26 protein-coding genes are annotated in these 25,440 nt (G+C 43.9%); 13 read left to right on the top strand and 13 right to left on the bottom strand.

Annotated features, from left to right (window positions below):
• Positions 1 to 252: 252 nt before the first annotated feature.
• From pspC to pspA, 3 genes are read right to left on the bottom strand one after another with little or no spacing between them, the layout of a single operon-like run.
• Positions 253 to 642, bottom strand: a complete 390-nt coding sequence (pspC, locus tag ACVA54_RS05990) for an envelope stress response membrane protein PspC (protein ID WP_099080589.1) — start codon at positions 640 to 642, stop codon at positions 253 to 255.
• Positions 635 to 868 carry an envelope stress response membrane protein PspB gene (gene pspB / locus ACVA54_RS05985; RefSeq protein ID WP_099080588.1) on the bottom strand — a complete coding sequence of 78 codons (234 nt, stop codon included), beginning with the start codon at positions 866 to 868 and terminating at the stop codon, positions 635 to 637. Before pspB ends, pspC begins: the two co-directional genes overlap by 8 nt.
• Positions 869 to 882: 14 nt before the next feature.
• Positions 883 to 1,554 carry a phage shock protein PspA gene (gene pspA / locus ACVA54_RS05980; protein ID WP_099080587.1) on the bottom strand — a complete coding sequence of 224 codons (672 nt, stop codon included), beginning with the start codon at positions 1,552 to 1,554 and terminating at the stop codon, positions 883 to 885.
• Between the two features lie 234 nt (positions 1,555 to 1,788).
• On the opposite strand from pspA, the gene pspF reads away from it, so the two are divergent.
• From pspF to ACVA54_RS05950, 6 genes are all read left to right on the top strand, one after another.
• On the top strand, positions 1,789 to 2,799 hold the full coding sequence (gene pspF / locus ACVA54_RS05975; RefSeq protein WP_099080586.1) for a phage shock protein operon transcriptional activator: 1,011 nt from the start codon (positions 1,789 to 1,791) through the stop codon (positions 2,797 to 2,799).
• A gap of 246 nt (positions 2,800 to 3,045) precedes the next feature.
• On the top strand, positions 3,046 to 4,665 hold the full coding sequence (locus tag ACVA54_RS05970) for an ABC transporter substrate-binding protein (protein WP_446596241.1): 1,620 nt from the start codon (positions 3,046 to 3,048) through the stop codon (positions 4,663 to 4,665).
• Complete coding sequence (locus ACVA54_RS05965) at positions 4,665 to 5,627, top strand: ABC transporter permease (protein WP_099080584.1); 963 nt, start codon at positions 4,665 to 4,667, stop codon at positions 5,625 to 5,627. Before ACVA54_RS05970 ends, ACVA54_RS05965 begins: the two co-directional genes overlap by 1 nt.
• On the top strand, positions 5,614 to 6,501 hold the full coding sequence (gene sapC / locus ACVA54_RS05960; RefSeq protein WP_099080583.1) for a putrescine export ABC transporter permease SapC: 888 nt from the start codon (positions 5,614 to 5,616) through the stop codon (positions 6,499 to 6,501). The genes ACVA54_RS05965 and sapC overlap by 14 nt, the downstream gene beginning before the upstream one ends.
• Positions 6,501 to 7,496 carry a peptide ABC transporter ATP-binding protein gene (locus ACVA54_RS05955; protein WP_099080582.1) on the top strand — a complete coding sequence of 332 codons (996 nt, stop codon included), beginning with the start codon at positions 6,501 to 6,503 and terminating at the stop codon, positions 7,494 to 7,496. Before sapC ends, ACVA54_RS05955 begins: the two co-directional genes overlap by 1 nt.
• Positions 7,493 to 8,275, top strand: a complete 783-nt coding sequence (locus ACVA54_RS05950) for a peptide ABC transporter ATP-binding protein (protein ID WP_099080581.1) — start codon at positions 7,493 to 7,495, stop codon at positions 8,273 to 8,275. Before ACVA54_RS05955 ends, ACVA54_RS05950 begins: the two co-directional genes overlap by 4 nt.
• Before the next feature lie 56 nt (positions 8,276 to 8,331).
• On the opposite strand, the gene ACVA54_RS05945 is transcribed toward ACVA54_RS05950, so the two are convergent.
• The 6 genes from ACVA54_RS05945 to torE all read right to left on the bottom strand — a co-directional run bounded on the left by ACVA54_RS05945 (position 8,332) and on the right by torE (position 15,739).
• Entirely contained in the window at positions 8,332 to 8,721 is a 390-nt protein-coding gene (locus ACVA54_RS05945; protein ID WP_099080580.1) for a DUF2750 domain-containing protein, read from the bottom strand.
• A 74-nt stretch (positions 8,722 to 8,795) separates the two neighbouring features.
• Positions 8,796 to 9,701 carry a manganese-dependent inorganic pyrophosphatase gene (locus tag ACVA54_RS05940; RefSeq protein WP_119463353.1) on the bottom strand — a complete coding sequence of 302 codons (906 nt, stop codon included), beginning with the start codon at positions 9,699 to 9,701 and terminating at the stop codon, positions 8,796 to 8,798.
• A 197-nt stretch (positions 9,702 to 9,898) separates the two neighbouring features.
• A complete protein-coding gene (locus ACVA54_RS05935) occupies positions 9,899 to 11,638 on the bottom strand; it encodes a glycoside hydrolase family 36 protein (protein WP_446644095.1) in 1,740 nt (579 codons plus the stop codon).
• Between the two features lie 194 nt (positions 11,639 to 11,832).
• Positions 11,833 to 14,295 carry a trimethylamine-N-oxide reductase TorA gene (gene torA / locus ACVA54_RS05930; protein WP_099080577.1) on the bottom strand — a complete coding sequence of 821 codons (2,463 nt, stop codon included), beginning with the start codon at positions 14,293 to 14,295 and terminating at the stop codon, positions 11,833 to 11,835.
• 29 nt (positions 14,296 to 14,324) lie between these two features.
• On the bottom strand, positions 14,325 to 15,509 hold the full coding sequence (gene torC / locus ACVA54_RS05925; protein ID WP_119463355.1) for a pentaheme c-type cytochrome TorC: 1,185 nt from the start codon (positions 15,507 to 15,509) through the stop codon (positions 14,325 to 14,327).
• Positions 15,510 to 15,559: 50 nt separating this feature from the next.
• Positions 15,560 to 15,739, bottom strand: coding sequence for a trimethylamine N-oxide reductase system protein TorE (torE, locus tag ACVA54_RS05920; RefSeq protein ID WP_005450728.1), 180 nt, complete (start codon positions 15,737 to 15,739; stop codon positions 15,560 to 15,562).
• A gap of 461 nt (positions 15,740 to 16,200) precedes the next feature.
• On the opposite strand from torE, the gene ACVA54_RS05915 reads away from it, so the two are divergent.
• Positions 16,201 to 16,995, top strand: a complete 795-nt coding sequence (locus ACVA54_RS05915; RefSeq protein WP_099080575.1) for an ABC transporter permease — start codon at positions 16,201 to 16,203, stop codon at positions 16,993 to 16,995.
• A gap of 438 nt (positions 16,996 to 17,433) precedes the next feature.
• Here ACVA54_RS05915 and focA read toward each other — a convergent pair whose 3' ends face one another.
• On the bottom strand, positions 17,434 to 18,294 hold the full coding sequence (gene focA, locus ACVA54_RS05910) for a formate transporter FocA (RefSeq protein ID WP_446580148.1): 861 nt from the start codon (positions 18,292 to 18,294) through the stop codon (positions 17,434 to 17,436).
• A 298-nt stretch (positions 18,295 to 18,592) separates the two neighbouring features.
• Here focA and ACVA54_RS05905 point away from each other — a divergent pair, with 298 nt between their 5' ends.
• Positions 18,593 to 18,826: a TIGR02647 family protein gene (locus tag ACVA54_RS05905; RefSeq protein ID WP_099080573.1), complete on the top strand. Its 234-nt coding sequence runs from the start codon at positions 18,593 to 18,595 to the stop codon at positions 18,824 to 18,826.
• Positions 18,827 to 18,901: 75 nt separating this feature from the next.
• Here the strand turns inward: ACVA54_RS05905 and ACVA54_RS05900 are convergent, their stop codons facing one another.
• Positions 18,902 to 19,324, bottom strand: a complete 423-nt coding sequence (locus ACVA54_RS05900; RefSeq protein WP_119463356.1) for a PACE efflux transporter — start codon at positions 19,322 to 19,324, stop codon at positions 18,902 to 18,904.
• 89 nt (positions 19,325 to 19,413) lie between these two features.
• Here ACVA54_RS05900 and ACVA54_RS05895 point away from each other — a divergent pair, with 89 nt between their 5' ends.
• Genes ACVA54_RS05895 through ACVA54_RS05885 form a run of 3 tightly spaced genes read left to right on the top strand, consistent with a single transcriptional unit; the run spans position 19,414 to position 21,777 of the window.
• The gene (locus ACVA54_RS05895) at positions 19,414 to 20,292 is read left to right on the top strand and encodes a LysR family transcriptional regulator (protein WP_446649457.1); all 879 of its coding nucleotides are present in this window, start codon (positions 19,414 to 19,416) and stop codon (positions 20,290 to 20,292) included.
• A 22-nt stretch (positions 20,293 to 20,314) separates the two neighbouring features.
• The gene (locus tag ACVA54_RS05890; protein WP_099080570.1) at positions 20,315 to 21,142 is read left to right on the top strand and encodes an NAD(P)H-binding protein; all 828 of its coding nucleotides are present in this window, start codon (positions 20,315 to 20,317) and stop codon (positions 21,140 to 21,142) included.
• Entirely contained in the window at positions 21,139 to 21,777 is a 639-nt protein-coding gene (locus ACVA54_RS05885; RefSeq protein ID WP_119463357.1) for a YdcF family protein, read from the top strand. The genes ACVA54_RS05890 and ACVA54_RS05885 overlap by 4 nt, the downstream gene beginning before the upstream one ends.
• Before the next feature lie 74 nt (positions 21,778 to 21,851).
• Here the strand turns inward: ACVA54_RS05885 and ACVA54_RS05880 are convergent, their stop codons facing one another.
• Both ACVA54_RS05880 and cysS read right to left on the bottom strand, forming a co-directional pair.
• Complete coding sequence (locus tag ACVA54_RS05880) at positions 21,852 to 22,430, bottom strand: thymidine kinase (protein ID WP_119463358.1); 579 nt, start codon at positions 22,428 to 22,430, stop codon at positions 21,852 to 21,854.
• Between the two features lie 87 nt (positions 22,431 to 22,517).
• Positions 22,518 to 23,900: a cysteine--tRNA ligase gene (gene cysS, locus ACVA54_RS05875; protein WP_099080567.1), complete on the bottom strand. Its 1,383-nt coding sequence runs from the start codon at positions 23,898 to 23,900 to the stop codon at positions 22,518 to 22,520.
• A 204-nt stretch (positions 23,901 to 24,104) separates the two neighbouring features.
• Between cysS and ACVA54_RS05870 the strand changes: the two genes are divergently transcribed.
• Together ACVA54_RS05870 and lpxH are read left to right on the top strand one after the other, a co-directional pair.
• Positions 24,105 to 24,599: a peptidylprolyl isomerase gene (locus tag ACVA54_RS05870; protein WP_099080566.1), complete on the top strand. Its 495-nt coding sequence runs from the start codon at positions 24,105 to 24,107 to the stop codon at positions 24,597 to 24,599.
• 60 nt (positions 24,600 to 24,659) lie between these two features.
• A complete protein-coding gene (gene lpxH, locus ACVA54_RS05865) occupies positions 24,660 to 25,397 on the top strand; it encodes a UDP-2,3-diacylglucosamine diphosphatase (RefSeq protein WP_099080565.1) in 738 nt (245 codons plus the stop codon).
• Positions 25,398 to 25,440: the final 43 nt, after the last annotated feature.

The following is a 25,440-nucleotide window of genomic DNA, read 5'->3' as shown; positions in this document are numbered from 1 at the left end:
TTATCCTTTATTTATTACCCTAAAGGTAGATGAATTAAATTCATACTTCCATAACAATTGCAGTTAATTTACTTACAAATTAGACATTTGTAAAAAAAAGCAGACCAACGTCTGCTTTATTACAATCAAGATATTAGGGTCTGTTTATCTTTCGCGGTTACATTTTGTTCGGATGGGGACGCCTAGCTCGAACCCTTTGGGCAGCGTTTGTTGGTTATTTCCACTGCGTTATCGGCCTTTCATGTAGGCTAACTACAGTTTATTAAACTCTCGGTTAACTCGATATGTATCTGATGTCACGTAAGCTTCCATCATACGGATTTTGCTATCGAGCTGTGCGAAATCACTTTCAAGTACGCAGAGAAGCTGATCAGGACTTTGCCCTCTTTGCCAAGGCTTACTTTTCAGAGTGTGCTCTTGCCGAGACTTAATATTCTCTGTGTACGTGACAGGTTCCTTCTCTAGCATGAAGGTCATCGCCACGTAAGCAAGTAATACTAAAAACGTTCCCCCCAACAAAGCCGCAGAAATCACAACAATCCGAATCAACCAAACTTCCGCACCAAAGTAATTTGCAATTCCGGCGCACACGCCAGAAATTTTGCCATTCACTGGATCTCGATACAGCTCTCGTTTACTCATATTTACGTCTCCACGTTGGTGATTCTGCGTCTAATATACGCTCCAATGTTTCAACTCGAGACTGCATTGAGTCGGCTTTTTCAGACAGTGCCTGAAGGCGATCTAGATCTTGGCTCGACAGCGCACTATCTGCTTTGCGCTTGCTGCGATAGTGTAAGAAGAGCCATAGTGGAGCGACAAAGATTAAAAAGACAATCAATGGTCCAGTAATAAAAAATGTCGACATAAATGGCCCCTCTCCTATTTATCGTTCGATGACATCTGTTCTTTCAGTTTTGCCAACTCTTTTTCAATTTCATCTTGTGCTTGCAGCTCAGCAAACTCTTGATCTAGTGACTTAGCATTACCTGTTTTAGCATACAAATCGGCTTCTGCTTCCATTTCATCAATTTTTCGTGAATATTGATCAAATTTTGCCATCGCTTCACTCGTGCGACTTGCGTGCAAGTGTTTTTGGACATCTCTGCGATTCGATGCGGTTTGATTACGGATAGAAAGTGCTTGTTGTTTTGCACGAGTCTCAGCAATTTTATTCTCTAACTTCCCAATCTCACCTGTCAACTTCGTGATGGTCTCTTCAACTAGAGTTTGCTCAGTGTGGAGGCCTTTAATCACTTGCTCAAGCTTCTGCTTTTCGATCAAGGCTGCGCGTGCCAAGTCTTCGCGTTCTTTTACCAAAGCAAGGCTTGCCTTGTGTCCCCACTCAGTGATTTGGTCTTCCAGTGCTTCAACCTTACGTGCCAACTCTTTTTTGTCTGCAATCGCTTTAGCCGAGTTAGTACGTACTTCTACAAGTGTATCTTCCATTTCTTGAATAATAAGACGGATCATTTTTTCAGGATCTTCCGCCTTGTCTAGCAATGCACTGATGTTTGAGTTAACGATATCTGCAAAACGAGAAAAAATACCCATAACGGAACTCCTCTTTTTTTCCTATTTAAACTCGACAAGGTGGTAATTTACCTTGCGTCTCCCTTTACATATAACAAGTTACGTGCCAACTTTACTTATCTTTTTAAAACAATAACTTAAGTATATTGTTGTTGTAGCACACCGATATGCTATGATGTTTTTTACCAACAGTTGGTAAATTTCACCAACTTCAATACGGTAACTTATGGCCAGATAGAAAATAAGAAGGACTTTATGAAGCAAAACCTCATTGGTGAATCGCCCGCTTTTCTTGGCGCATTAGATAAAGTATCGCAGCTCGCGCCAATCGAACGCCCGGTGCTTATCATAGGAGAACGAGGAACGGGTAAAGAACTTATCGCACAACGTTTACACTATTTATCAAAACGTTGGGATAAACCACTGCTTTCCCTGAACTGTGCCACATTGAGCGAAGGTTTGATTGATTCAGAACTTTTTGGTCACGAGTCCGGATCCTTCACAGGTTCGAAGGGAAAACACAAAGGACGTTTCGAGCGCGCAGAAGGTGGCACGCTGTTTCTTGATGAATTAGCGACCGCTCCGCTATTGGTCCAAGAAAAATTATTGCGCGTTATTGAATATGGTGAATACGAACGTGTTGGAGGGCACACAGCCCTGACTGCGGATGTGCGTCTGGTCTGTGCAACCAATGCCGATCTGCCACAATTGGCCAAACAAGGAGACTTTCGCGCAGACTTACTTGATCGTTTAGCCTTTGACGTCATTATGCTTCCTCCTTTACGTGAGCGTAAAGAAGACATTCTTTCCCTCGCTCAGCACTACGCGATCAAAATGTGCCGAGAGTTACAATTGGAATACTTTGTTGGCTTTACAGAACGAGCCCAGCAATCATTGCTGGATTACGAATGGCCGGGTAACGTTCGAGAACTAAAGAATGTCGTTGAGCGTGCCATCTATCAACATGGGCTAAACGCAGATCCAATCGATCGTTTAATCTTCAACCCATTTGAAACACATTGGGACAACGCTCTCGGGCACACTGCGGAAAGAGAAGACCTAGAGCAAGAAAGCACACCGCAAATCACGCCTATTTGCTTCCCGTTAGATTACAAACAATGGCAAGAAGAGCAAGACATCAACCTACTCACCCAAGCGCTAGAAGAGGCGAAATTTAACCAACGTCAAGCGGCGGAGCTTCTGGGACTTAGCTATCACCAATTACGAGGTATGGTAAGAAAGTACAGTTTAGTAGGACAGAGTTAACCCATATATTTCCATACTCGCTAAAATGAGAAAAGCTATGCTTCACTTAACACAGAGAAGTAATTAAGGGGCAAATTTGGTCAACGTAGGCAATTGATGCGCTAATTTGATCTAACACCATGCGTCGCAAAGATTTTATGTTTGGAGCGAGTTGCTAAAGATGATAAATTAGCGGGATCATTTTCGCTTGTCACTCCATCGATTTATCTCTGCGGTACAAGCAAGATCCAATGACCATTTCATATTATGAAAGCTTTTATAAGACTATCGCTGAGCCTTATCGGTATTAGCTTACTCACCGCTTGTGGTGAAGAAATCGATCACAATGATATTCGTGAGAATAGATTTGTGTTTTGTGGGCACGGCAAACCAAGTACGTTTAATCCTCAACTGATTGACAGTGGCATTACGGCTGAAGCCCTGAGCCCACAGTTGTACGATACGCTGCTAACGCTCGATCCTGAATCTCATCAACCAACCGCAAATCTTGCCGAAAGCTGGACTGTCAACCAAGCTGGCACTGAGTACACGTTCAAACTAAAGCGCGGCGTGCACTTTCAAACCACGCCTTGGTTTAAGCCAACGCGAACATTAAGCGCCCAAGATGTGGTATTCAGCTTTAAGCGAATCATTGATGTAGACCATCCATTTCATAATGTCGGTGGTGGTTTTTATCCATGGTTTTCCAGTTTGGACTTCCAAACCTTGCTGCTCGATGTTATCGCGATAGATGACAACACAGTGAAGTTTATTCTGGCTCAACCAAATTTCGCATTTTTGTCTAACATCGCCACCAGTCATGCTGTCGTGCTTTCATCGGAATACGGAACGCAACTCATTGCACAAGATGAAAAATCAAAGATTGACCAATTGCCGATAGGTACAGGGCCTTTTAAATTAAAAGAGTATCAAGCGAACGATTTAATTCGTTTAGAGCGCCACTCAGGTTATTGGAAATCAGCTGCGAAAATGAAGCAAGTCGTGTTTGATATATCACACCGTGGTACGGGTACACTTGCAAAATTACTTAGGAATGAGTGCGATGTGTTGACCTCTCCTATCTCTAGTCAGATTCCAATTATTAATGAAAGCGAACAACTTGAGCTAGATGCCACTCCGGCGAATAATGTCTCTTTTATTGCGATTAACACCAGTCACCCAGCCCTTCGGGATGCGCGTGTCCGTCAGGCATTGAATCTGGCCATTAACCGCCAAAATATTCTAGATTCGGTTTACTATGGAACAGGGACCCAAGCTTATACCCTATTGCCACCTAACTCTTGGGCATACCAAAAAGACAGCATAAAAATCCGCTATGATCGTAACTATGCGTTAGCATTGCTGCGAGAAGCTGGCTATGAAAAAGGACTGCAACTCACCATTTGGGTACCATTAGAGCCACGAGCCTTTAATCCAAGTCCTCGTAAAACGGCCGAGTTGATCCAATCAAATTTTGCTGACATTGGTGTACAACTCCAAATACTTACTGATGACCGTTTCGAGCGAATCCAACTTGAATCAATAAATGATGCTGATTTACTGCTAACGGGGTGGATTGGTGATACTGGCGATCCTGATAACTTTTTCCGTCCGTTACTTTCTTGCGAATCAGAACGCATTGGCTTAAATGTTTCGATGTGGTGCAACGAAGACTTCGACTTTTTGTTGGATCTGGCGTTAGAAACACAAGAACCACGTTATCGTTTAAACCTATATCGCCAAGCACAAAATATTCTAAATGAGGAATTTCCTGTTATTCCATTAGCTCACGGCGTGCAATTTCGCGTTCACAATAAGTCGTTAAAAGGTTTTAAATCAAGCCCTTTCAATGCACAACCATTTGATAACGTTGAGAGAATACACTGATGTTTGGGTACGCAATTCGACGATTTAATTTATTTTTCATCACCTTATTGATCCTCACTCTAGTGGGGTTCTCTCTCTTACGTTTAGATCCCACCTCTCACTGGGCGAACGTGGCATTTTGGTCTGGTTGGAATAGCTACCTAATAGAGCTTTCTAGACTCAACTTTGGATTGAGTAAAAGTGGCATCCCTATTTATGAAGAACTCGCGCTTGTATTTCCTGCGACATTAGAACTGTGCTTTTTCGCTTTTGTTATCTCACTACTTGTCGGTATCCCACTGGGTACTATTGCAGGGATGAAACAAGGTAAATGGTTAGATACCAGTATTTCATTCGTATCGATGTCGGGTTACTCCGCTCCTATTTTCTGGGTAGCCCTAATGCTGATCATGGTATTTTCCCTGCAATATCACCTATTCCCCGTCGCTGGACGCTACGATCTACTGTACGAAATTGACCACGTAACAGGCTTTGCCATCATTGATGCTTTTATGTCGAAGGGTGAATACCGAGCTCATGCCCTACAAAGTGTTATCGAGCATATGATGCTACCGTGTTTGGTGCTTGCACTCACACCAACAACGCAAGTTATTGGCATGATGCGCGCATCGGTTGCTGAGGTAATGAGTCAAAACTATATTCGTGCCGCACGTATCAAAGGTTTGTCCAACCGAGAAATCGTGATGCAGCATGTACTACGCAACGCGATTCCGCCGATCGTTCCCAAAGTTGGAGTTCAGCTTTCTAGTATGATCACGTTAGCCATCATTACTGAATCAATTTTCAACTGGCCAGGTATTGGTCGTTGGCTTTTAGACGCACTGTCAAATCAAGATTACGCGTCCATCCAAGCTGGTGTTATGGTATTGGCCACGCTCGTATTAACCGCCAACATTCTTTCGGATCTGATTGGTGCCATGATTAATCCGCTAGTAAGAAAGGAATGGTATGCTAACAAATAACATTTATCAGGAAGAACGCATTCCCACTCAATTCGAGCGATTCTGGCGAAGTTACCGTGTAAACAGTTTGGCTATGTTTGGGCTTTGGTGCCTCATTTTGATTCTTTTCGTCACGATATTTGCCCCCCTACTTGCACCATACGATCCCCAAGCACAATCGGGCGAACTCCTTGTACCGCCATCTTGGGCACCTGCAGGCACGGTTGACTACTTTTTAGGAACTGATGATTTAGGGCGAGATATCCTCTCTCGCTTAATTACAGGCTCACAACTGACTTTTGGTGCGGCAGTGATTATTACTGCGATTGCCGCTTTGATTGGCTGTGTGATTGGTGTCCTAGCAGGTATGACCCGAGGTCTGCTTTCAAGTATTTTAAACCACCTTCTCGATACCGTGATGTCGATACCATCACTATTACTGGCGATCATTTTCGTCGCTTTCCTTGGCTTTGGTGAGTTTAATATCTTGTTGGCAATTTGCTTGGCCTTGATACCCCGGTTTATTCGTTCCGTTTATATTGCTGTACACACTGAGGTAGAAAAAGACTACATAATGGCCGCGCGTTTAGATGGTGCGAACGACTTCTACTTATTGTGGAACTCGATTCTACCCAATATTCTGACGGTCATTGCCGCAGAAATAACCTTGGCTTTATCTATGGCCATTTTGGATATCACTGCGCTTGGCTTCCTCGGCCTAGGCGCTCAAACACCGAGTACTGAGTGGGGCGCAATTTTGGGTGACTCTGTGGAACTCATTTACATTGCCCCTTGGACCGTCACCTTGCCAGGTCTAACCATTATGTTTACTGTCGTTGTCCTAAACTTAGTAGGTGAAGGTGTACGTCAAGCGCTTAATGCGGGGATCGAATAATGCCATTATTAGATATTCGACACTTAACCATTGAAATCGAAACACCACAGGGTTTAGTGAAAGCGGTAGATCGCATGAGCATCACTCTAAACGAAGGTGAGATCCGTGGTTTAGTGGGAGAATCTGGGTCCGGTAAGAGTCTCGTCGCAAAAGCCATTGTCGGCGTTTGCAAAGAAAATTGGAAAGTTAGTGCAGACCGAATGCGTCTTGGTAATATAGATCTCCTTCAGTTAACTCCGAAAGAGCGTCGACGTGTAATTGCGCGCGATATCGCTATGATTTTTCAAGAGCCCTCTACATGTTTAGATCCCTCCGAACAAGTGGGTAAACAGCTAATCGAATCAATCCCTTCGCGCGCTTTTGAAGGCAAATGGTGGGAACGCTTCAAGTGGCGTAAAAAACAAGCTATAGCCCTACTGCATAAAGTTGGGATAAAAGATCATAAACGTTTGATGGCAAGCTACCCTTACGAGCTTACCGATGGAGAGTGCCAAAAGGTAATGATTGCCATGGCGATTGCTACCAAGCCAAAAATCTTGATCGCAGATGAGCCCACCAACGACCTTGATCCGATTACTCAATCACAGATCCTGCGTCTACTTAGCCGAATGAACCAGCTAAACAACACCACGATTGTACTGATCGGTCACGATTTAACGACCATTACCCAATGGGCGACTCGAATTACCGTCATGTACTGCGGTCAGTCGGTTGAATCAGCAAACACAGCCAAAATCATTAAGGCTCCGAAGCATCCGTATACCTCTGCTTTACTTAAAGCGATGCCTGATTTTAATGATTGGATCCCACACAAGCAAAAACTGCAATCACTCCCAGGGTCTATCCCTCCATTGCAGCATCTGCCTATTGGCTGTCGTTTAGGCCCTCGTTGTCCTTATGCTCAAAAGCAGTGCGTAGAGATCCCACACACTAGACACATTAAAAGCCATAAGTTTAGCTGCCACTTTCCACTTAATACGGAGAAACATTCATGAGTGCGTTGCTTGAAGTCGATAACCTATCGAAGCTATTTGTCACGCGCTCCGGACTGTTTAAGCGCAAGATTAAAGAGGCAGTTAAGCCCGTTAGTTTTACTTTGGAACCTGGGCAAACTATCGGCTTTATTGGCCAGAATGGTTCAGGAAAATCAACCCTTGCGCGTATGTTGGCAGGCGTGGTTGAACCTAGTTCCGGAGAAATTCGAGTGAACGGTGAACGTTTAGAACACAAAGATTACTCAACACGTTGTAAGCTTATCCGCATGATTTTTCAAGATCCTAATACCTCGTTGAATCCACGCATTCAAATCGGTCGTATTTTGGAAGGACCTCTAAAGCGAAACACCAGCATGCCACCAGATGCGCGCATAAAACGGGTGAAGGATACTTTACTACGAGTCGGATTATTGCCTGAACACGCCTACTTCTATCCACAAATGCTTGCTGCCGGTCAAAAGCAGCGCGTATGTTTGGCTCGTGCATTAATACTTCAACCATCGATTATCGTGGCCGATGAAGCGCTAAATGGTTTGGATATGGCGATGCGTTCACAGATCATCAACCTGTTCTTAGAACTGCAAGAAGAAATGGGCTTGTCATTTGTCTACGTATCTCAGCACATTGGTATTGTAAAGCACATCACAGATAAAGTGATGGTCATGCATGAAGGGGAGGTGGTGGAGTTTGGTGAGACGAACCAAGTTTTAACCAACCCGCAGCACCCGATCACACAACGCTTAGTTAATAGCCACTTTTACAAAGCGCCAACCCATTAGTATAGGTAAGCATTAGAAACGAAGAAGCCTGCAACATCGCAGGCTTTTTTTAGAACCTAGCGACGGCTTGCTTGTTTTCGCAGTTCAAAGTCAAACTCGTCCGGAAACAGCACTACGCCTTCTTCACTCTGGTTTGGGAAAATCACAACAGACAGCTCATCGTCCTCTAGACCTGAAGTCCAGCGACTGTGCCATTTGTTCAAAGAGATAGCTTCTGGCTGACACTCTTCCCAGTCGCCTGTCGCCCATTGCTGTGCAAACTCTTCGTTTGGCCACACTGGTACACAATCGTCATCTTCTGTGTTTAGCATCACGCAGCCGTGCTCATCTTTCAGAATCCACACCTTGCGGTTAGCTACAATCTCTTTCACACAGTATTTCAAGCGCTGCTCTTCGTTGTAGCGATTGATGGTGTCCATTTGCTCTTGGGTTAACGCTTCAGACATATTCATCTCCTATTCCCATAGAAAAATGCCCACCTATTGGCGGGCATTTACAGTATACGTTGGTAATAATGAAATTACACAAGCTCAGTTTGAAGCCAAGGCCAACCTTGCTTCTTACGGCTTAGTGTATTTTCCATCATTAGCATGCCGTCTTTCTCGTGCTTAACAAGTTTCTCAGCCCACTCACCTTTGTAAAGAAGACGAGTTTGAGCTGTAGTGATATCTGTTAGCATCACAGCAGCAAACGCTAGGTCGTCGTTTGCACAACGTACTTCAAGATCAGCTTCTAGTGCTTCGATCATGCCGTCAACTTGATCAAGAGTCGCAAGTTCAACCTGACCAACGACCACATCACGTCCGTTGAACGGGTAACCTTTAAGGTCTTTTTCAACAAGCTCAGCCGCTGATAGACCTTCAATGTTTGTCTTAGCAATTAGAAGATCTTTAGTGAATGCATCAACGTCTTGTACGTCTGCGATAGCCGCTAGCTCAGCAACAGCATCTTTGTCTTTTTGAGTACAAGTTGGAGAAGCGAAACCTACTGTGTCAGAAAGGATAGCTGACATCATTAGCTTAGCGATTTGAGGCTTGATCTCGTGACCTTCAATTTTAAACATGTTGAATAGTACTGTGTTAGTACAGCCAACAGGCCAGATCCATGCTTCCATTGGGTTCACTGTCATCACGTCACCTAGACGGTGGTGGTCAACGATACCCGCGATTTCAGCTTCAGCGATGTCGTCTGGTGCTTGCGCTAGATCTGAGTAGTCTACTAGCCAAACAGTTTCGCCAGCAACTGAAGTACGCAGCTCCGGAACTTCTGCGCCAGCTACTTCTAGGATGTGCTGAGTTTCACGGTTAATTTCGCCCTGGCGAATTGGCATTGCTTCAACGCCACGCGCCTTTAGAAGTTCAGTTGCAACTAGTGCACTACAAATACTGTCACTGTCTGGGTTCTTATGACCTACAACTAGAATCATGTTTCTTCCTATTCAAGTCAATTTGATGGCTTCCTAATAGGGTGAATTGCATAGTGAATTACACCGAGGAAGCGAGTTTGCTCACAAAGGTCGATACTTTACCTGATTTGGAGGAGTTTGACACGAAGAAAAGTAAACGTCACCGATTGTAAGGAATGTGGTACCTTTAAACGATACCACATTACGCCACTTCAAATTTACGCCGTCACGATCGCTCTGGCGTTTAACCCTTTATCAACACTGATTAACAGCAATTTACATGGTTCTTGGTTCAGTTTTTCACCTGTCCAAAAATCGTACCAATCTGTCGGCTGCTCAGCGATTAAGGTAAACTCTGTCGCGTCATTGTTCCCATAGTTAAATAAACAATGCAGATCATTCTTAGCAGTTAACGACAAAAACGCATGGTTCAGGCTTAATGCTGTGAACTTAGCTGCTTCTTGATTACGCCGCTGACGCAGCATCAGCTTAGATAGGGTTTTGCTTGCGAAAGGCGTAACTTCTGGTAATGGGTCACCTGAAAGCAACAAACCACCACAGGCCAGAAGTGCGTTACGATGAAAATGATAATCTTCTCGTGAGGCAGCTTGATTCGGCAAGGAGACCAGTGTCACGCAATCTGGATCAATTTGCCACAGCTTACGATGTTGCCAGCTACGGAAAAAGGTTTCTTTGGCGATTTGCTCAAAACGGTGGTTATGACGCTCTACATCATCAGAAACACGCATCGCATCGACTAAGCCCAACGAGGGCCACATTGGCGCATTACAGCCCAATAGCCAGGCATCCCCTGCCCCCTTAGCGATAGCTTCCATTCCCATACGGTAAGCTTCTACGCCAGTAACACCAGATTGACTACGCTTACCTTTTAGCGTGCCCCAGTAGTTTGCATCGAGTTTGAACAGCTCAACCCCCCATTCTTCTCTCATCACAGACACAACGTGTGTGAGATGATCTTGAACTTCAGGATTTGAAGTATCAAGAATATACCAAGGCGTACATCGCCAGCCACTATATGTTACGTCTTCTGCTTTAAGTAATGAACCATCTTCATGTCGAACGAACCAATCTGGATGTGTCCTGAAGATCTCAGACTCAGGTTGAGCGATAAAAGGAGCCATCCAAATAGCGGGCTTTTTACCTTTTGTACGGATGTTCTGAATCAGCTCTTTCACCCCACCTGAAAACTTGTCAGATGGTGTTAACCAATCACCCATAAATACTTGGTAGCCATCATCTAGAAGAACCCATTCCAGATCTGCAAGGCTATCTTGCATACACTCAACGTTTTCTAGGACGTTATTTTCGGTCACCTCTGCATAATACGCATACCAAGAACACCAACCAATTGGCGCATCTTGAGTTACACCTTTACGTACTGGATGATGCGCTGTAATCATCTCACTGTACTCTTGATACAGGTGATACAACGAGTGACCACGCAAAACGGCTACCGACTCAAGCGTGTTGTTCTCCCACTCTGACACTTGCGTCTGTTCTCCGTCAATCGCTGCCGAAAGTATCCAATCTTCACCGATCTTCTGAACTTCAAAATAACCAGCAAAGCGACGACACGTGGTAAATCCAAACAAGGTATACCCTGATGCATCTTCAACAACCAAATAGTTGTAGTAACGCTTCGGCGCATGTGCAGGATAGATGCGATAAGCAGCGTTGTTGTCTGGACAACGGCCAATATCGATGGGTTGAGAAATGGTACCCGAGGTTTGGGCTAGCATTTGAAAACCGTCACCAATAACGGTTGCGCCATGCTCATAAAGGAAAGGCATTTCGAACAACACTTCACGGTTAGTGAAGGTTTTGTTGTGCACACCTGCAAACGAAAAGTGTGCTTGGTTACCAACCACTTCGATCTGGAGATCATGATCGAGTAACGTAATTTCGGTATTATTGGCAAATTGAAAGGTTTGAGCCATTGAGAATCTACTCACTATTATGATGTTGTTTTCTTCATTATCCTCCGCTTCTGTAATCCAATTCGTTATGAACATCACGAATCTATATTTGGTGATAGCAAACAACTCGGTTATTGAGAGAATTCTCATAAAGATTTTAGCTAAAAAAATACCAGCCCGAAGGCTGGTATTTCGTTTAAAACTTAGTAGGCAAATTATGCAACTTCAATTGGACCACCGAATGACGTCACTGGTGGAACTTTGCCAGTGAATTTCTCGAAGTCTACGATACAGGTGTTCGCAGAAGTCGCCTGAGCAAGCTCAGATGTACCAATATCCAATGTTAGTGTGTTTGGATCGCCATAAGTATCAATAGCGCCGACTTTTGCATTCAGAGGACCATACCATGCACCTTCTTGGATACGAACCACGCCACGTGGATAGTTGTCAGTAAGTACAGCACCAGCAAGAAGCTGACCACGATCGTTGAATACGCGTACCAAATCACCATCTTTGACGCCTTTCTCTTTGGCATCAAGAGGGTTGATGTATACCGGCTCACGGCCTTGAACTGTGTAAGTTGCACGAAACTCATCCGATTCACACATCTGAGAGTGCAAGCGCTTATCCGGGTGGCAAGATTGTAGCCAGAACGGATGCTTATCTGAACCAGGACCACCGTGTGAACGTTCGGTCTTTTCGAACCACATTGGGTATTCCTGACAGTATTCGTAACCGTAACGACCGATCTTACGCGATGTAATCTCGATAAACCCTGAAGGTGTACCCAGTGGGTTAATTTCTGGATCTTCACGGAAGTCTGCATGGCGAACCCACGGCTTACCTTCACCAAAGTCGAGTACGCTCTGCTCCCAGAATTCCGCAAATTCTGGCATTTCAAACTTACCTTCGTTCGCTTTCTTACATTCGTTGTACAGGCTTTGGATCCACTCCATTTCGCTCATACCACGCGTGTATTCGTCACGACGGCCAAAGCGTTGAGTCAGTTCACTCATGATTTGGAAGTCTGGCTTAGATTGGAACAGAGGATCCACTAAGCGGTGCATTGCGATCAGACCTTTGTTCGAGTATGAACCGTAAACGTCAATATCGTTACGTTCCCACTGAGTACATGCCGGAAGCACGATGTCAGAGAAACGACATGTAGCAGTCCAAGCGAACTCAATCGTTACCACTGTTTGAAGCTTCTGGAATGCTTGCTTCATACGGTTACGATCTTGGTGATGACTCCACGGGTTACAACCCGAGATAACCATCATCTTGAAGTCAGGAAGTTTTACTTTACCACCGTTGTAACGGATCTCTTTACCTGGTTCCATCAAACAGTCGATCCAACGCGCTACTGGGATAGTGCGGCTGTAACCATTAAAGTCGTTGTTATCCCACTTCGGCTTCATACCTGTATCTAGGTTACGAGGGAAACCACCAGGGCCCGCGAAACCAGTCGAAGGAACACCGATACTTGAGTAGTGATGACCGTAAGAGATACCACCGCCAGGCAGACCAATCTGACCAACCATGGCAGCCAAAACTGCTGCTGCCCAGTATGGTTGTTCACCGTGCTCTTGACGCTGAATACACCACCCCATCAGGATTTGAGTACGACCGTTAACCAGCATGCGCGCGAATTCACGTATTTTATCCGCTTTAACGCCACAAATCTCTGCTGCCCACTCAGGCGTTTTAACGACTTTGTCTTTTGTCTCACCCTGAACGTACTTAATAAAGTCTTCAAAGCCTAGACAGTAAGTTTCGATAAACTTCTTATCGTATAGGTCTTCGTTGTACAGCACGTGCGCTACAGCAAGCATAAATGCTACGTCTGTTAACGGGTTGATGTAAAGGTGGTCAGTGTTCAGGTAGTTTTGCGTTTTGTTTTTAACCGGATCGACTGAGATTGCGTTGATCTCACCTTTCGCGATTTTTTCCTTCAATTGCTCTAAATATGCATAAGATTGGTGCGTTTCACAGTTCCAACCGACTTGGAGGTTTTTCACAGGATCATTAGCCCAGATAACAATATTATCTGCATGTTCCAAAATTTCAGACCAAGACGTGCCTTGTGCGTAAACTTCTGTTGAGCCAAGTATGTACGGTAAAATGGTTTGACCTGCACCTGTCGAGTAATCGCCGACTTTAGTGATGAAGTTGCCATGCATACCTACTGCGCGCTGCATGTGTGCCGTACAGTTGTTGAACGAACCCGTTTGGTTCCAGCCCGTCTGACCAGCATGTAGAGCCCATGGACCGTAATCTTTCTGAACACGTTCTAGCTCTCGGTAAAACAAGTCTAATGCTTCGTCCCAAGTCACACGGATGAAACGGTTGTTACCGCGCGTTTCTGCGCTGTACTTGTGTTTTTTCAACCAATCTAGACGAACCATTGGGTAACGAACACGTGATGGGCTGTAAATAATACCCTTGATGCCGTTTAACATTTCTGTTGGGTTCTTATCCAACTCTAGCGGTTTGATCTCTTGAACTTTACCTGCGTAAATATGGGCGCGGAATGCGCCCCAGTGAGAACCTGTTACTTTCCAAGTACCCGTGCTCTCTGCAGCACTAGCAGAAGCTGACGCTAACAGGCTAGGACCGATTACTGACGCTGCACTCGTTGTTGCTACGCCCTTAAGAAAACTTCTTCGTGTAATTGCCATCTAAAATTACTCCATCCGACGCGTATGTATTAATGGTGGCCTTCAGCAAAATCTGAAGAGTGCATCTGTAGATATTTCAAGATCAGTGCTTCACTGTCTGTATCTAGGTTAACGAACGCAAGCATACCGTCGAACATTCCAGGCCAAGTATTCGCATCGAAGTGCGCTTCAGCTGGTTGAGTGTGACATACTGAACAGTTTGTTTTGTATGCTTCTTGTGATTTTTCCCATACAGGCGTGATGTCGTTCAGCATAGATTCTTTCCTAATCCATACTTTCGCTGCCACTTTTTCCCAAGGAAGACCAGTCAGCTCATCCACTTTTTTCTCGCCAATAGTCACTACGTTGGTGTCTGTTGATGCATCTTTAAGTAGAGATGCAACTGCAATGTTCTTACCAAAATCAGCTTGAATTACACGACCAAAGCCTTTCGCTTTACGCCAGCCATCAATTTCGATTTCTGCGAAGTCGCCTTTATCAGCAATCACTTTCACGGTAGAGGCTGGGTTAAGAAGGCCTGCTTCTTTCTCGCCTTTGTCGTCGAAGTAAATTGGAAGGTGACGAACACTCACTAACGTTTGACCAACATCATAATTGGTGTTTGAAGCAAGAGCTTCTAGATCGCCAACAATACCGCCGATGCTATCCATACCTGCAGGTAGGTTATGCGCGATACCTTTGTGACAATCCACACAGCTTTGATCTTTTTCTGCCGCTTGCTTCATTTGGATACGGGCAGTTGGAGACATTTGCTCGAAATCCATTGAATCATAGTTGTGGCAATCTTTACATTCTTGAGATTTGTTTGCAGAGAAACGATCCCATTCATGTTTTGCAAGTTCAATACGGCGTTCTTCAAAAACACCAGGTTCATCATAATTGCCGAAAATTTGTGCATAAACTTCTTTAGAAGCCTGCATCTTACGTGCAATTTTATCTGTCCAGTTATGTGGAACGTGACAATCAGGGCAAGTAGCACGAACACCAGAGTGGTTTTTCCAGTGAACCGTGTCTTGCAGTTCAACATACACGTTGTCACGCATTGTGTGGCAGCTTATACAGAATTCTTCCGTGTTGGTCGCTTCCAGAGCAGTGTTAAAACCACCCCAGAAAATCACACCAGCGATGAAACCGCCCATAGTCAGCACACCTAGGCTGATATGAACTGCCGGGCGCGTCATCGTACGCCACAGTTTAATGATTAATGATTTCATTATTTGCTCTCTTAAAATCTTTTCAAAAGTGTGGAAATGAGCTCAGTGGCTTACATGCCATGCGCACCAGGAGGCCCAAAGAAGAACACTTGCAGTGCCCAAACAATAAATCCGTAACCACCTACGAATGCCACACTTAGGATAGGAAAGAGAACAACCGCAATGAAGAGGAATGATTTCCACTCCAATGAGCGTTTTTCACCACTCTCAATTTTATTAACATCACTCATACATTTGCCTATTTTGTATCTAGTGTCATGAAAAGCCCACGCTAGCAAGCTTAAGTTTTTTACAATCTCTATTGGAAAATGTTAGACCATACTGATACTAAGGTTCAATTAAATCCGACCCTTCAAGCCTTGTTATTCAGTACTTTTTTGAGTTCATCCAAAGATGTGTTTGATTGATATTTCTTATTAACAAATGTTAATAAATGTGAAAATATAAGTCTTTTGCAGCCTTGTTAAAGATACAACACTTTCTCAACTTTGATTACATTGCAGTGGATTTTTTCGGGCCTCTAAATCGTTCTTTTTTCATCCAAACACAAACATATGTAATCAAAATGCTTCTGCAATGTAGCAATTACACTATAATTTCTCTGGCCGGAATTTATGAAATATCAAACCTTAGTAGTTCAGAAGCCAAACACAATCCATTATGATTTAGTGCATTGATTTAAGGAGGCTTTATGAATTCAGTAGTAGATATTGCATGGCTAGAACTCCTGCTTTTCAGTTCAATTCTATTGATTCCACTCGCCATTAACGTTCGCTATAAACTCGGGATTGCGAAAACAACGGCCATCAGTGTGATTCGCATGACCTTACAGCTCGTACTTGTTGGCATGTACTTAGAATATCTATTTCAGCTTAACAGTCTTCTTATTAACACATTATGGCTTGCGGTCATGATCGTGGTCGGTGCAAGCTCAATTATCGACAAAACAAACTTACCCAAATATCCGTTAATGCTTCCTCTAATTACGGCTTTAACGCTAAGTCTTCTGCCACTACTAATGATAACCACCATAGGGTTAATTAGACCTGAGCCCTTTTACAATGCCCAATACATTATCCCCCTTGCAGGCATGCTGCTAGGCAATAGCTTAAGCAGCAATATTGTTGCTCTACAAAACCTCTTCAGTGCTTTTGAACAACGTAAAAGTGAATACGAAGCTGCCATTTCCCTTGGTGCGACACCTAAGTATGCTTCCTTTCCCTTTGTTCAAGAGGCAATAAGAAAGTCTCTTGCACCAATACTCGCCTCCATGGCAACAACGGGCTTAGTCACCCTTCCCGGAATGATGACCGGACAAATTCTTGCTGGATCAAATCCTATGATTGCCATCAAATATCAACTGATCATCATGTTAGCCATTTTCGTCATGCTTTGCGTTTCAGTTGTGATTTGCCTCGAGATGACACTGCATTATGTGCAGACCAAAGAAGGTCGAATAAAAGTGACGTTTATCAACAAAAATTAGCTTCTAAGCTGAACAAGAACTGAACACATAAGTCACTTATTTTATGAAATTTTCTCTGTTGAAAAAGATACTCACGATCTTTGAGACAGGTTATCCACAGAAAATGTGGATAACCATAAGAAGAGAGAGGCAACCAAAATCATAGTGGTTCAATTTGGTGCGTATTTTTTAGACATCAATCCGTCATGAATCGAACATTTACTCGCCATTTTTATGCTCTAGTCTCTATGTTAAGCACATAGGGAGCACTCAGTTATGAATAATATACTTAGCGTAGAAATGAGCTCAAAAGCCTCAGAGAATTCACTATTAGACTGGCGAATACAAGAGCCCGATCAGGTTACTCACCTTTGGATTCCATGAGATGTTGGTGTCAATGAAGAATTGGAGTGACGGAATAAAACAAAGGCAAGCTCATTGGCTTGCCTTTGTTGAAAATTATTTCAGGTATTTGTCTTCATCACGCAGGTAGATCATCCAGTACCACATGCCAACAAAAACACCACCACCGATGATATTACCCAGTGTTACTGGCAACAGGTTATTCAATAGGAAACCTGTCATGTTCAAATCCGCGTAATTCGCAATATCTGCTCCAGTCATTGTCCAGAACGCTTCTGGTGCAAAGTATTTAATACCAATCGCCATCGGAACCTGGAACATGTTCGCAATACAGTGTTCAAAACCTGCTGATACAAACATTGCAACTGGCAGAATCATTACTGCAATCTTGTCGGTTAGCGTACGACCACTGAATGTCATCCAAACGGCAATACAAACCAAAACGTTACACATTATACCCAATGCAACCGCTTGAATAAAACCATGATGCAATTTGTGCTGAGAAATCGCCATTGCATTTAAGCCTACTTGCCCGTTATCGAACATGTATTGCTTGGTTAGCAACATACACACTACAAGTAAAATCGCACCGACCATGTTACCAAAGTAAACAACAAACCAGTTCTTAACCAACGTTTGCCATGAAATTTTGCCACTGGCGCGGGCGACCAGAGTTAAAACTGAACTTGTGAACAGCTCGCCGCCTGTTACAACGACCAGAATAAGACCAAGACTAAAAGCCAGACCACCAATTAGGCGGGTGATGCCCCATGGTAAATCACCGGCTCCTGTTGTTACCGTGGTAAAGAAAATGAAAGCGATACCAATATGGATACCAGCAGAAATAGCCAGCAGAAAAGACTTCATTGGAGCTTTAGTCGCTTTGCCCACCCCCACTTCGGCCGCACGTTCAGCTGCCTGTGGTGGTAATAGAGAATCAAACTGATTGAAGTTCATAAAAGTGTAACATTTCGCAACAATTAACAAGGCGCGGATAATCGCTCCATTTCTAGACTTTTTCAAGGGCTATTTTCATGTTTACGAAAAATGTTGTTGATGTAAGTGCAATAGATAAAACTAAACCATGGGTTATTATCTTAATCATCACCAATATTTAGTTAAAACGTTTACCACCGAATAAAGTTTCTGCTGTCTATGGTGTCGATAGCGCGGTAGTTAACACTTCTCATGCTTTTCTGTTGCTCATCTTTGTTTTTCCGTCTAGCTTGGATAAAAAAGAGCAAAGGAATTACCTATGAAATATTCAGCTGACCACATTACAGAGTTGAACCTACTTCTTCAATTCGACTTAAGCAGTGCAGCAACAGGCATTAAAGTACATAAAGATGCATCTGAAGAAGCGCAGGCGGCTGTCGCACGTCTATACGCTAAACAGTTATGTACGCAACCTGATGGTGGCTACCTTACTGATGAAGGTATCGAAGTCGCGGAACACGCAGACAAAATTATCCGCGTACTCTCGGCATAAACGTTGTCATCTAATCGCTAAAATGCCACCGGATTCGGTGGCATTTTTATTTTCCGCTATCGAATTGTGCGTATATTACGCCATGATCTTTTTCATTTTTCCATATGGTTGGAGCTTGTCATATGCCCAATTAAAGCCTGTTGTATAAAACAAGAAGAAAATCAGGAAGCCTGCTTCCAGCGCCAACGCCTGCAATAGCGTGATTTTCAAGAACCATGCAATCACTGGAATAGTAATGAAGATTAAGCCCCCCTCGAAGCCAATCGTGTGACCAATACGCATCGCCAAGCTTCTTTCTTCACGGTTAGAACCAAACCATTTATCAAAGTACAAATTGTAAATGTAATTCCAAACAACGGTGTATAAACTCAAACCTATACCCACCATCGCCAAATCACTCGATCCTTTCCCTGTAATTAAAGATGTAACCGGAACAATGATCGCCAAAGCAATCAGTTCAAATAATACAGCGTGAAAGATACGTTCGTTACGAGCCATGATGTTTTACCTAAATAGTCCTACTCAATGACGCGTAGCTTATCTACAATTAAGATAAGTAATAGTTAGATACTATCGGTAAAGACGATATGTTTACCATTGAACAACTGCAAGCATTTGTTGCGACCTCTGAAGTAGGCTCTTTTTCTGCAGCGGCACGTAAGCTCGGACGAGCTCAATCTGTCGTGAGCCAACATATTATGAACATGGAACTCGACTGTGGCGTTGATTTATTTGACCGAACAGGGCGCTACCCCAAGCTCACTGCAAAAGGTCATGAACTATTGCCTTACGCATTAGCGACCATTAGCCAACTCGACCGACTGAATAACAAGGCCGCTCAATTGTTTTCACCACAAGCGACTCAGTTCATCCTCGCCGTTGATGAGGGTATCCCGCTCACTAACCTTCCTCAAGCACTCAAAAATTTGGAACAACAATTTCCGTATATCCAAGTTGAATGCTTGACAGGCTCCAGCCCTGACATCATCGAGCTCGTAAAATCTGGCCGTGCAACGACGGGCATCATTCTCAGCGACCTGCAAATGCCACAAAATATTGACTTCTCAAATCTCGGCAATATTGGGTTTGACGTATTTACCTCTACAGAACACCCTTTAGCGACGCAGAAGATTCGCCATATCGACGAGTTAAAGCAGCATAGGCAATTGGTTATTCGTTCAAAAAGTTCTGATACTAGTGGCGTCAATCAGGCGCTGAGCCCCGAAATCTGGTACGCTGATAATTATTACATCTTATTAGAATTGGCAAATAAGGGGTTGGGCTGGTGCTTCCTTCCAAATCATTTGGTATCGCATTCACCCAATACATTAATCAAAATTGGTGAGCAATTCACTAAACTGGCATGGCAAGTCAACATCGATTTGATACAACACCAGAAATGGCACTCCGATCCCCTACACCAACAAGCCAGATTAGAATTACAAACCCTGTTTGAGTCGCAATAAGGGTCAAAAGTAGGAACAACCGATGGCAAATACTTTAATCTTAGGCGCAGGTTGGCTAGGAACGCCAATTGCACAAACATTAGTGGATCAAGGGCATCAAGTTACGGTGACGCGCCGTAGCCAAGCAAAACTGGACGAATTTCCCATTTCTTGCGTCAGCACTGCACTGCTAGATCTCAACGAATCAGATTCGGCACAGCAGCTCTCAGAACTCATCGCGCAATACCAGATCGAGTGCATTGTCGGCACCTTTCCTCCCGGCTTTCGTCAAGGCAATGGGGATGAATACGCTCTACAATGGGAACGCTTGGTTTCGGCAGCAAAAGAAAATGGCGTTGGCAAAGTCTTAATGGTCAGTTCCACCACTGTGTATCCAAATCTTGCCGTCGATATGAAAGAAGAAGACGCGACATTAGCCTTAGCAAAAAACAATGCGCATTTTTCTGACAACGCACGCATCATGCTGCAAGCCGAACAATACGTGATTGATTCCGGTATCGACTATGTCATCGTTCGTTGCAGTGGTCTGATTGGTTCCGATCGCCACCCTTCTCGCTTTGCCATGCGCCTTAAACAAGTCAGCAGCAATGCTCCAGCTAATATGTTGCATCAAGACGACGCAGTGGCAGCAACGGTTTTCGCTCTCAATAACATCGACAATGACGTCGTGAATGCCACGACACCTACTACCGTCAGCAAAGCCGAATTTTACCAAGCGGCAATTTCAAAAAATGATTTAGATATTGCCCTACCGCCAATCACAGACACGCCAGATAAGCGCATTCTCGCAGACAAGCTCATCGAGCTTGGTTACCAATTTCAGTTTAAATCAACATTGGATGCACTATGAAGCTTTATCAACACATCGAAATTTTGTGGGATTACATGCAGCTTAAGCATGACGTAAAACCTGCCGATTGCTTGTTTGTTATGTGTAGCAATGACCTACGCGTTGCTGAGTATGCTGCCAAGCTTTATCAGCAAAACCTTGCGCCATTGATTGTCTTTTCTGGTGGCGAAGGTCGCTTTACCGATGGCTTGTTTGAGAAGAGTGAAGCCGAAACCTTAGCTGAAGTCGCTAAGCTGGCTGGCGTACCAAGTGAAGCGATTTTAGTCGAGACACAATCCAGTAACAGTGGAGAGAACGTCCGCTTCACTGAGCAGCTATTGAAAGAAAAAGGGATTCAATGTGAGTCTCTGATTTTGGTTCAAAAGCCATTTATGGAAAGACGTGCCATCGCAACCTTTGAAAAACAGTGGCAGTCGTCTTACTCACAACTTCAAGTCACTTCCACCGCACATCCTTTCTTTGAGTACATCAATGAAGAGATGCCATTGATGATGGTGCTTGAAGCTTTGATGGAAGATTTTTCTCGCATAAAAACCTACCCAGAAAAAGGTTTTCAAACCGAGCAAGAAATTCCTGATCATGTTGAATACTCTTACCAAGCACTTCGAGAAATGTTTGAGTTTGGGCGAGCGTAATCCTTCGCTCAATCGCCAACAACCAGATAAGAGAAAACCACCGAATTCGGTGGTTTTCTCTTATCTAGATTCGCTTACTTACCAAGCGCTTCTTTGTAGTGCTGGCGACAAACGGATACGTAACGGTCGTTACCACCGATTGCGACTTGATCACCTTCTTTAATAGCAACGCCGTGTTCATCAGTACGGATAACCATGTTCGCTTTGCGGCCGCAGTGACAGATGGTTTTTAGCTCAACCAACTTGTCAGCCCAAGACAGCAGGTACTTACTGCCTTCAAAAAGTTCACCAAGAAAATCGGTACGAAGACCATAGCAAAGTACAGGGATATGCAGTTTATCAACCACTTCTGTTAGCTGGTAAACCTGCTCTTTCGATAAGAACTGACACTCATCAATAAGAATACAGTGACGCTTTTCGACTCCGTGTAACTTAGCAATCTCTTGATACAAGTTAGTATCTGGACGAAACAAATGCGCGTCTGATTGCAAACCGATACGAGAGCTCACTTTTCCTATACCGTAGCGATCGTCTAGTGCAGCAGTAAAAATCACTGGCGTCATACCGCGTTCTTGATAGTTAAAAGAAGATTGAAGAAGAGTTGTCGATTTACCCGCGTTCATTGCCGAGTAATAGAAATACATCTGAGCCACAGAGCACTACCTTCGTTAAAGTTTAGAATTTATAAAAGCTTGTAAAGAAAAGGGCTGAATCATCAGCCCCTTTTTAAGATTGAATCGTTATTTACGACGCCACGTTGTGCCTTCCGCCCCGTCTTCTAGAACGATGCCCATTTCAGTCAGTTTATCACGCGCCATGTCTGCGTTTGCCCAATCTTTTGATGCACGAGAATCGTTACGTAGTTTGATTAGCGCTTCGATTTCAGCCACTTCATCGTCGTTACCTGCGTCGCCTTTTAGGAACGCTTCTGGATCTTGATGAAGAATACCGATCACTTCAGCCAATTCACGCATCAGCGCACCTAGTTCGCTTGCTTTCTCTACGTTTTCTGTCTTCAGACGGTTTACTTCACGTGCCATGTCGAACAGTACTGAGTACGCTTCTGGCGTATTGAAGTCGTCGTTCATCGCGGCAGTAAAACGAGTCACGTATTCTTCACCACCCGCTGGTGCTGCGTTTAAATCGAGACCACGTAGAGACGTGTACAGACGCTCCAGAGCAGCGCGAGCTTGATGTAGGTTATCTTCGCTGTAATTCAGCTGGCTACGGTAGTGACCAGACATTAGGAAGTAGCGAACTGTCTCAGCATCGTAGTGACCAAGAACGTCACGGATAGTGAAGAAGTTACCTAGAGACTTAGACATTTTCTCACGGTCTACCATCACCATGCCGCTGTGCATCCATGTGTTCACGTATTGCGTGTCGTGTGCACAGCATGATTGCGCAATTTCGTTCTCGTGGTGTGGGAACTGAAGATCTGAGCCGCCGCCGTGAATATCGAAGTGGTTACCTAGAATTGAAGAGTTCATTGCAGAACACTCAATATGCCAACCTGGACGACCTGCTCCCCATGGCGATTCCCACGTTGGTTCACCTGGCTTAGACATCTTCCAAAGTACGAAATCTAGAGGGCTGCGTTTTGCTGTTTCGATATCAACACGTGCACCCGCTTGAAGTTGCTCTAGGTCTTGCTTAGAAAGCTTACCGTACTCATCAAATTTGCCTACTTCAAACATTACATCGCCGTTATCTGCAACGTAGGCAAAACCGCGTTCAATTAGCTTCTCAACCAACTCGATGATTTCAGCGATAAACTGAGTAGCACGAGGCTCAACGTCAGGACGCTTCATGTTTAGCGCATCAAAGTCAGCGTGCATTTCGCCAATCAGACGCTCAGTCAGTGAATCGCAAGACTCTCCGTTTTCTGCTGCACGCTTGATGATTTTGTCATCAATGTCGGTAATGTTACGTACAAACGTTAGATCATAACCTAGGTAACGTAGGTAGCGAGAAACGACGTCAAAAGAAACAAACGTACGACCGTGACCGATATGACAGAGATCGTAGATGGTAACTCCACACACATACATGCCAACTTTGCCAGCTGTAATTGGTTTGAATTCCTCTTTCTGTCTTGTGAGTGTGTTATATATCTTTAACATGATCTCTATCTATGATTGTGAATGAATGACAATTAAGCCGAGTATATCAACTCCAACCTTATTAGGTAATAGCAATTCACGGATAAAACGATAATCGGCTAAACTTCAAGCACAAAACGTTTATTTTCATGATCCTGAGTTTTGCATGCGTTATAACTTAGGCTAGAATCCCAACTTCAATACAACACAGTAAAGGAAAATAGCATGATCACCCTTCACACTAATTTTGGTGACATCAAGATTCAACTAAACGACGAGAAAGCGCCAGAGACAAGCGCAAACTTCCTTCAGTACTGCCGCGACGGTTTCTACGACAACACTCTTTTCCACCGTGTTATTGACGGCTTCATGATCCAAGGTGGTGGTATGGAGTCTGGTCTACGTGAAAAAACTTCTCGTGCACCAATCAAGAACGAAGCAAACAATGGCCTAAGCAATAAAGTGGGTACACTTGCTATGGCACGTACTATGGAACCGCACTCCGCGAGCTCTCAGTTCTTCATCAACGTGAACAACAACACTTTCCTAGACTTCCGCAGTGAAAGCCTAGACGGTTGGGGTTACTGTGTATTCGGTGAAGTTGTTGAAGGCATGGACATCGTAAACAAGATCAAAGGCGTTAGCACTGGCTCTTACGGCATGCACCAAGACGTACCACTAGAAGATGTGGTAATCACTGGTACAACAATCGAAGAGTAATTCGCTCGGATTCGAACTAACAAATAAGTTTGTGGGGAGGCATCGCCTCCCCTTATTTTTATGACGACATTATTTATATCAGATCTACACCTCACGCCTGCTCGTCCGGACATTACGGAGTGCTTCGTCACGTTTATGAGATCGGAAGCGATCCATGCTGACGCACTGTATGTATTAGGCGATTTATTCGAATTTTGGGTTGGCGACGATGATAGAACGTCTTTTGCCGACCAAATCCGCTCTGAATTCAAAGCATTAACCCGTTCTGGTGTTTCCGTTTTTTTCATCCAAGGCAATCGTGATTTTCTGTTAGGCAAACGTTTTTGTGAAGAAACGGGTATCACCTTGTTAAGTGACGTTTGTACGATTGATCTCTATGGACGAAAGGTGGTAATCCTTCATGGGGATACGCTTTGTATCGACGACGTAAAATATCAAGAGTTTCGTAAAACCGTTCATAAGCCATGGCTACAATGGCTGTTTAATCGTATTCCTTGGTTCGTTAAGAAAAGAATTGTCGCTAAGGTTCAATCAGACATTCGAGACGACAAAAAAACCAAGTCTCTCGACATCATGGACGTTAACCAAGACGAAGTGGAGCGCGTTATGTCTCAAAACGGCGTCAACCTGATGATTCACGGTCATACTCACCGCCCGAATAGACATTATTTTGACAAAAATGGTGTTGAATATACGAGAATTGTTTTGGGTGACTGGTACACGCAGGGCTCTGTACTAAAAGCCCATGCCAATGAATTTGACCTTCAAACGCGACCTTTTAAGAAAGATTCAAACTAGAGCAAGTGTACAATTAACAGAATACCGTATAGGGCATAGATAT

Source organism: Vibrio sp. PNB23_22_6, assembly GCF_052877535.1.
Note: the sequence above shows the minus strand (reverse complement) of the source record. Positions and strands in the feature narration are given on the sequence as shown.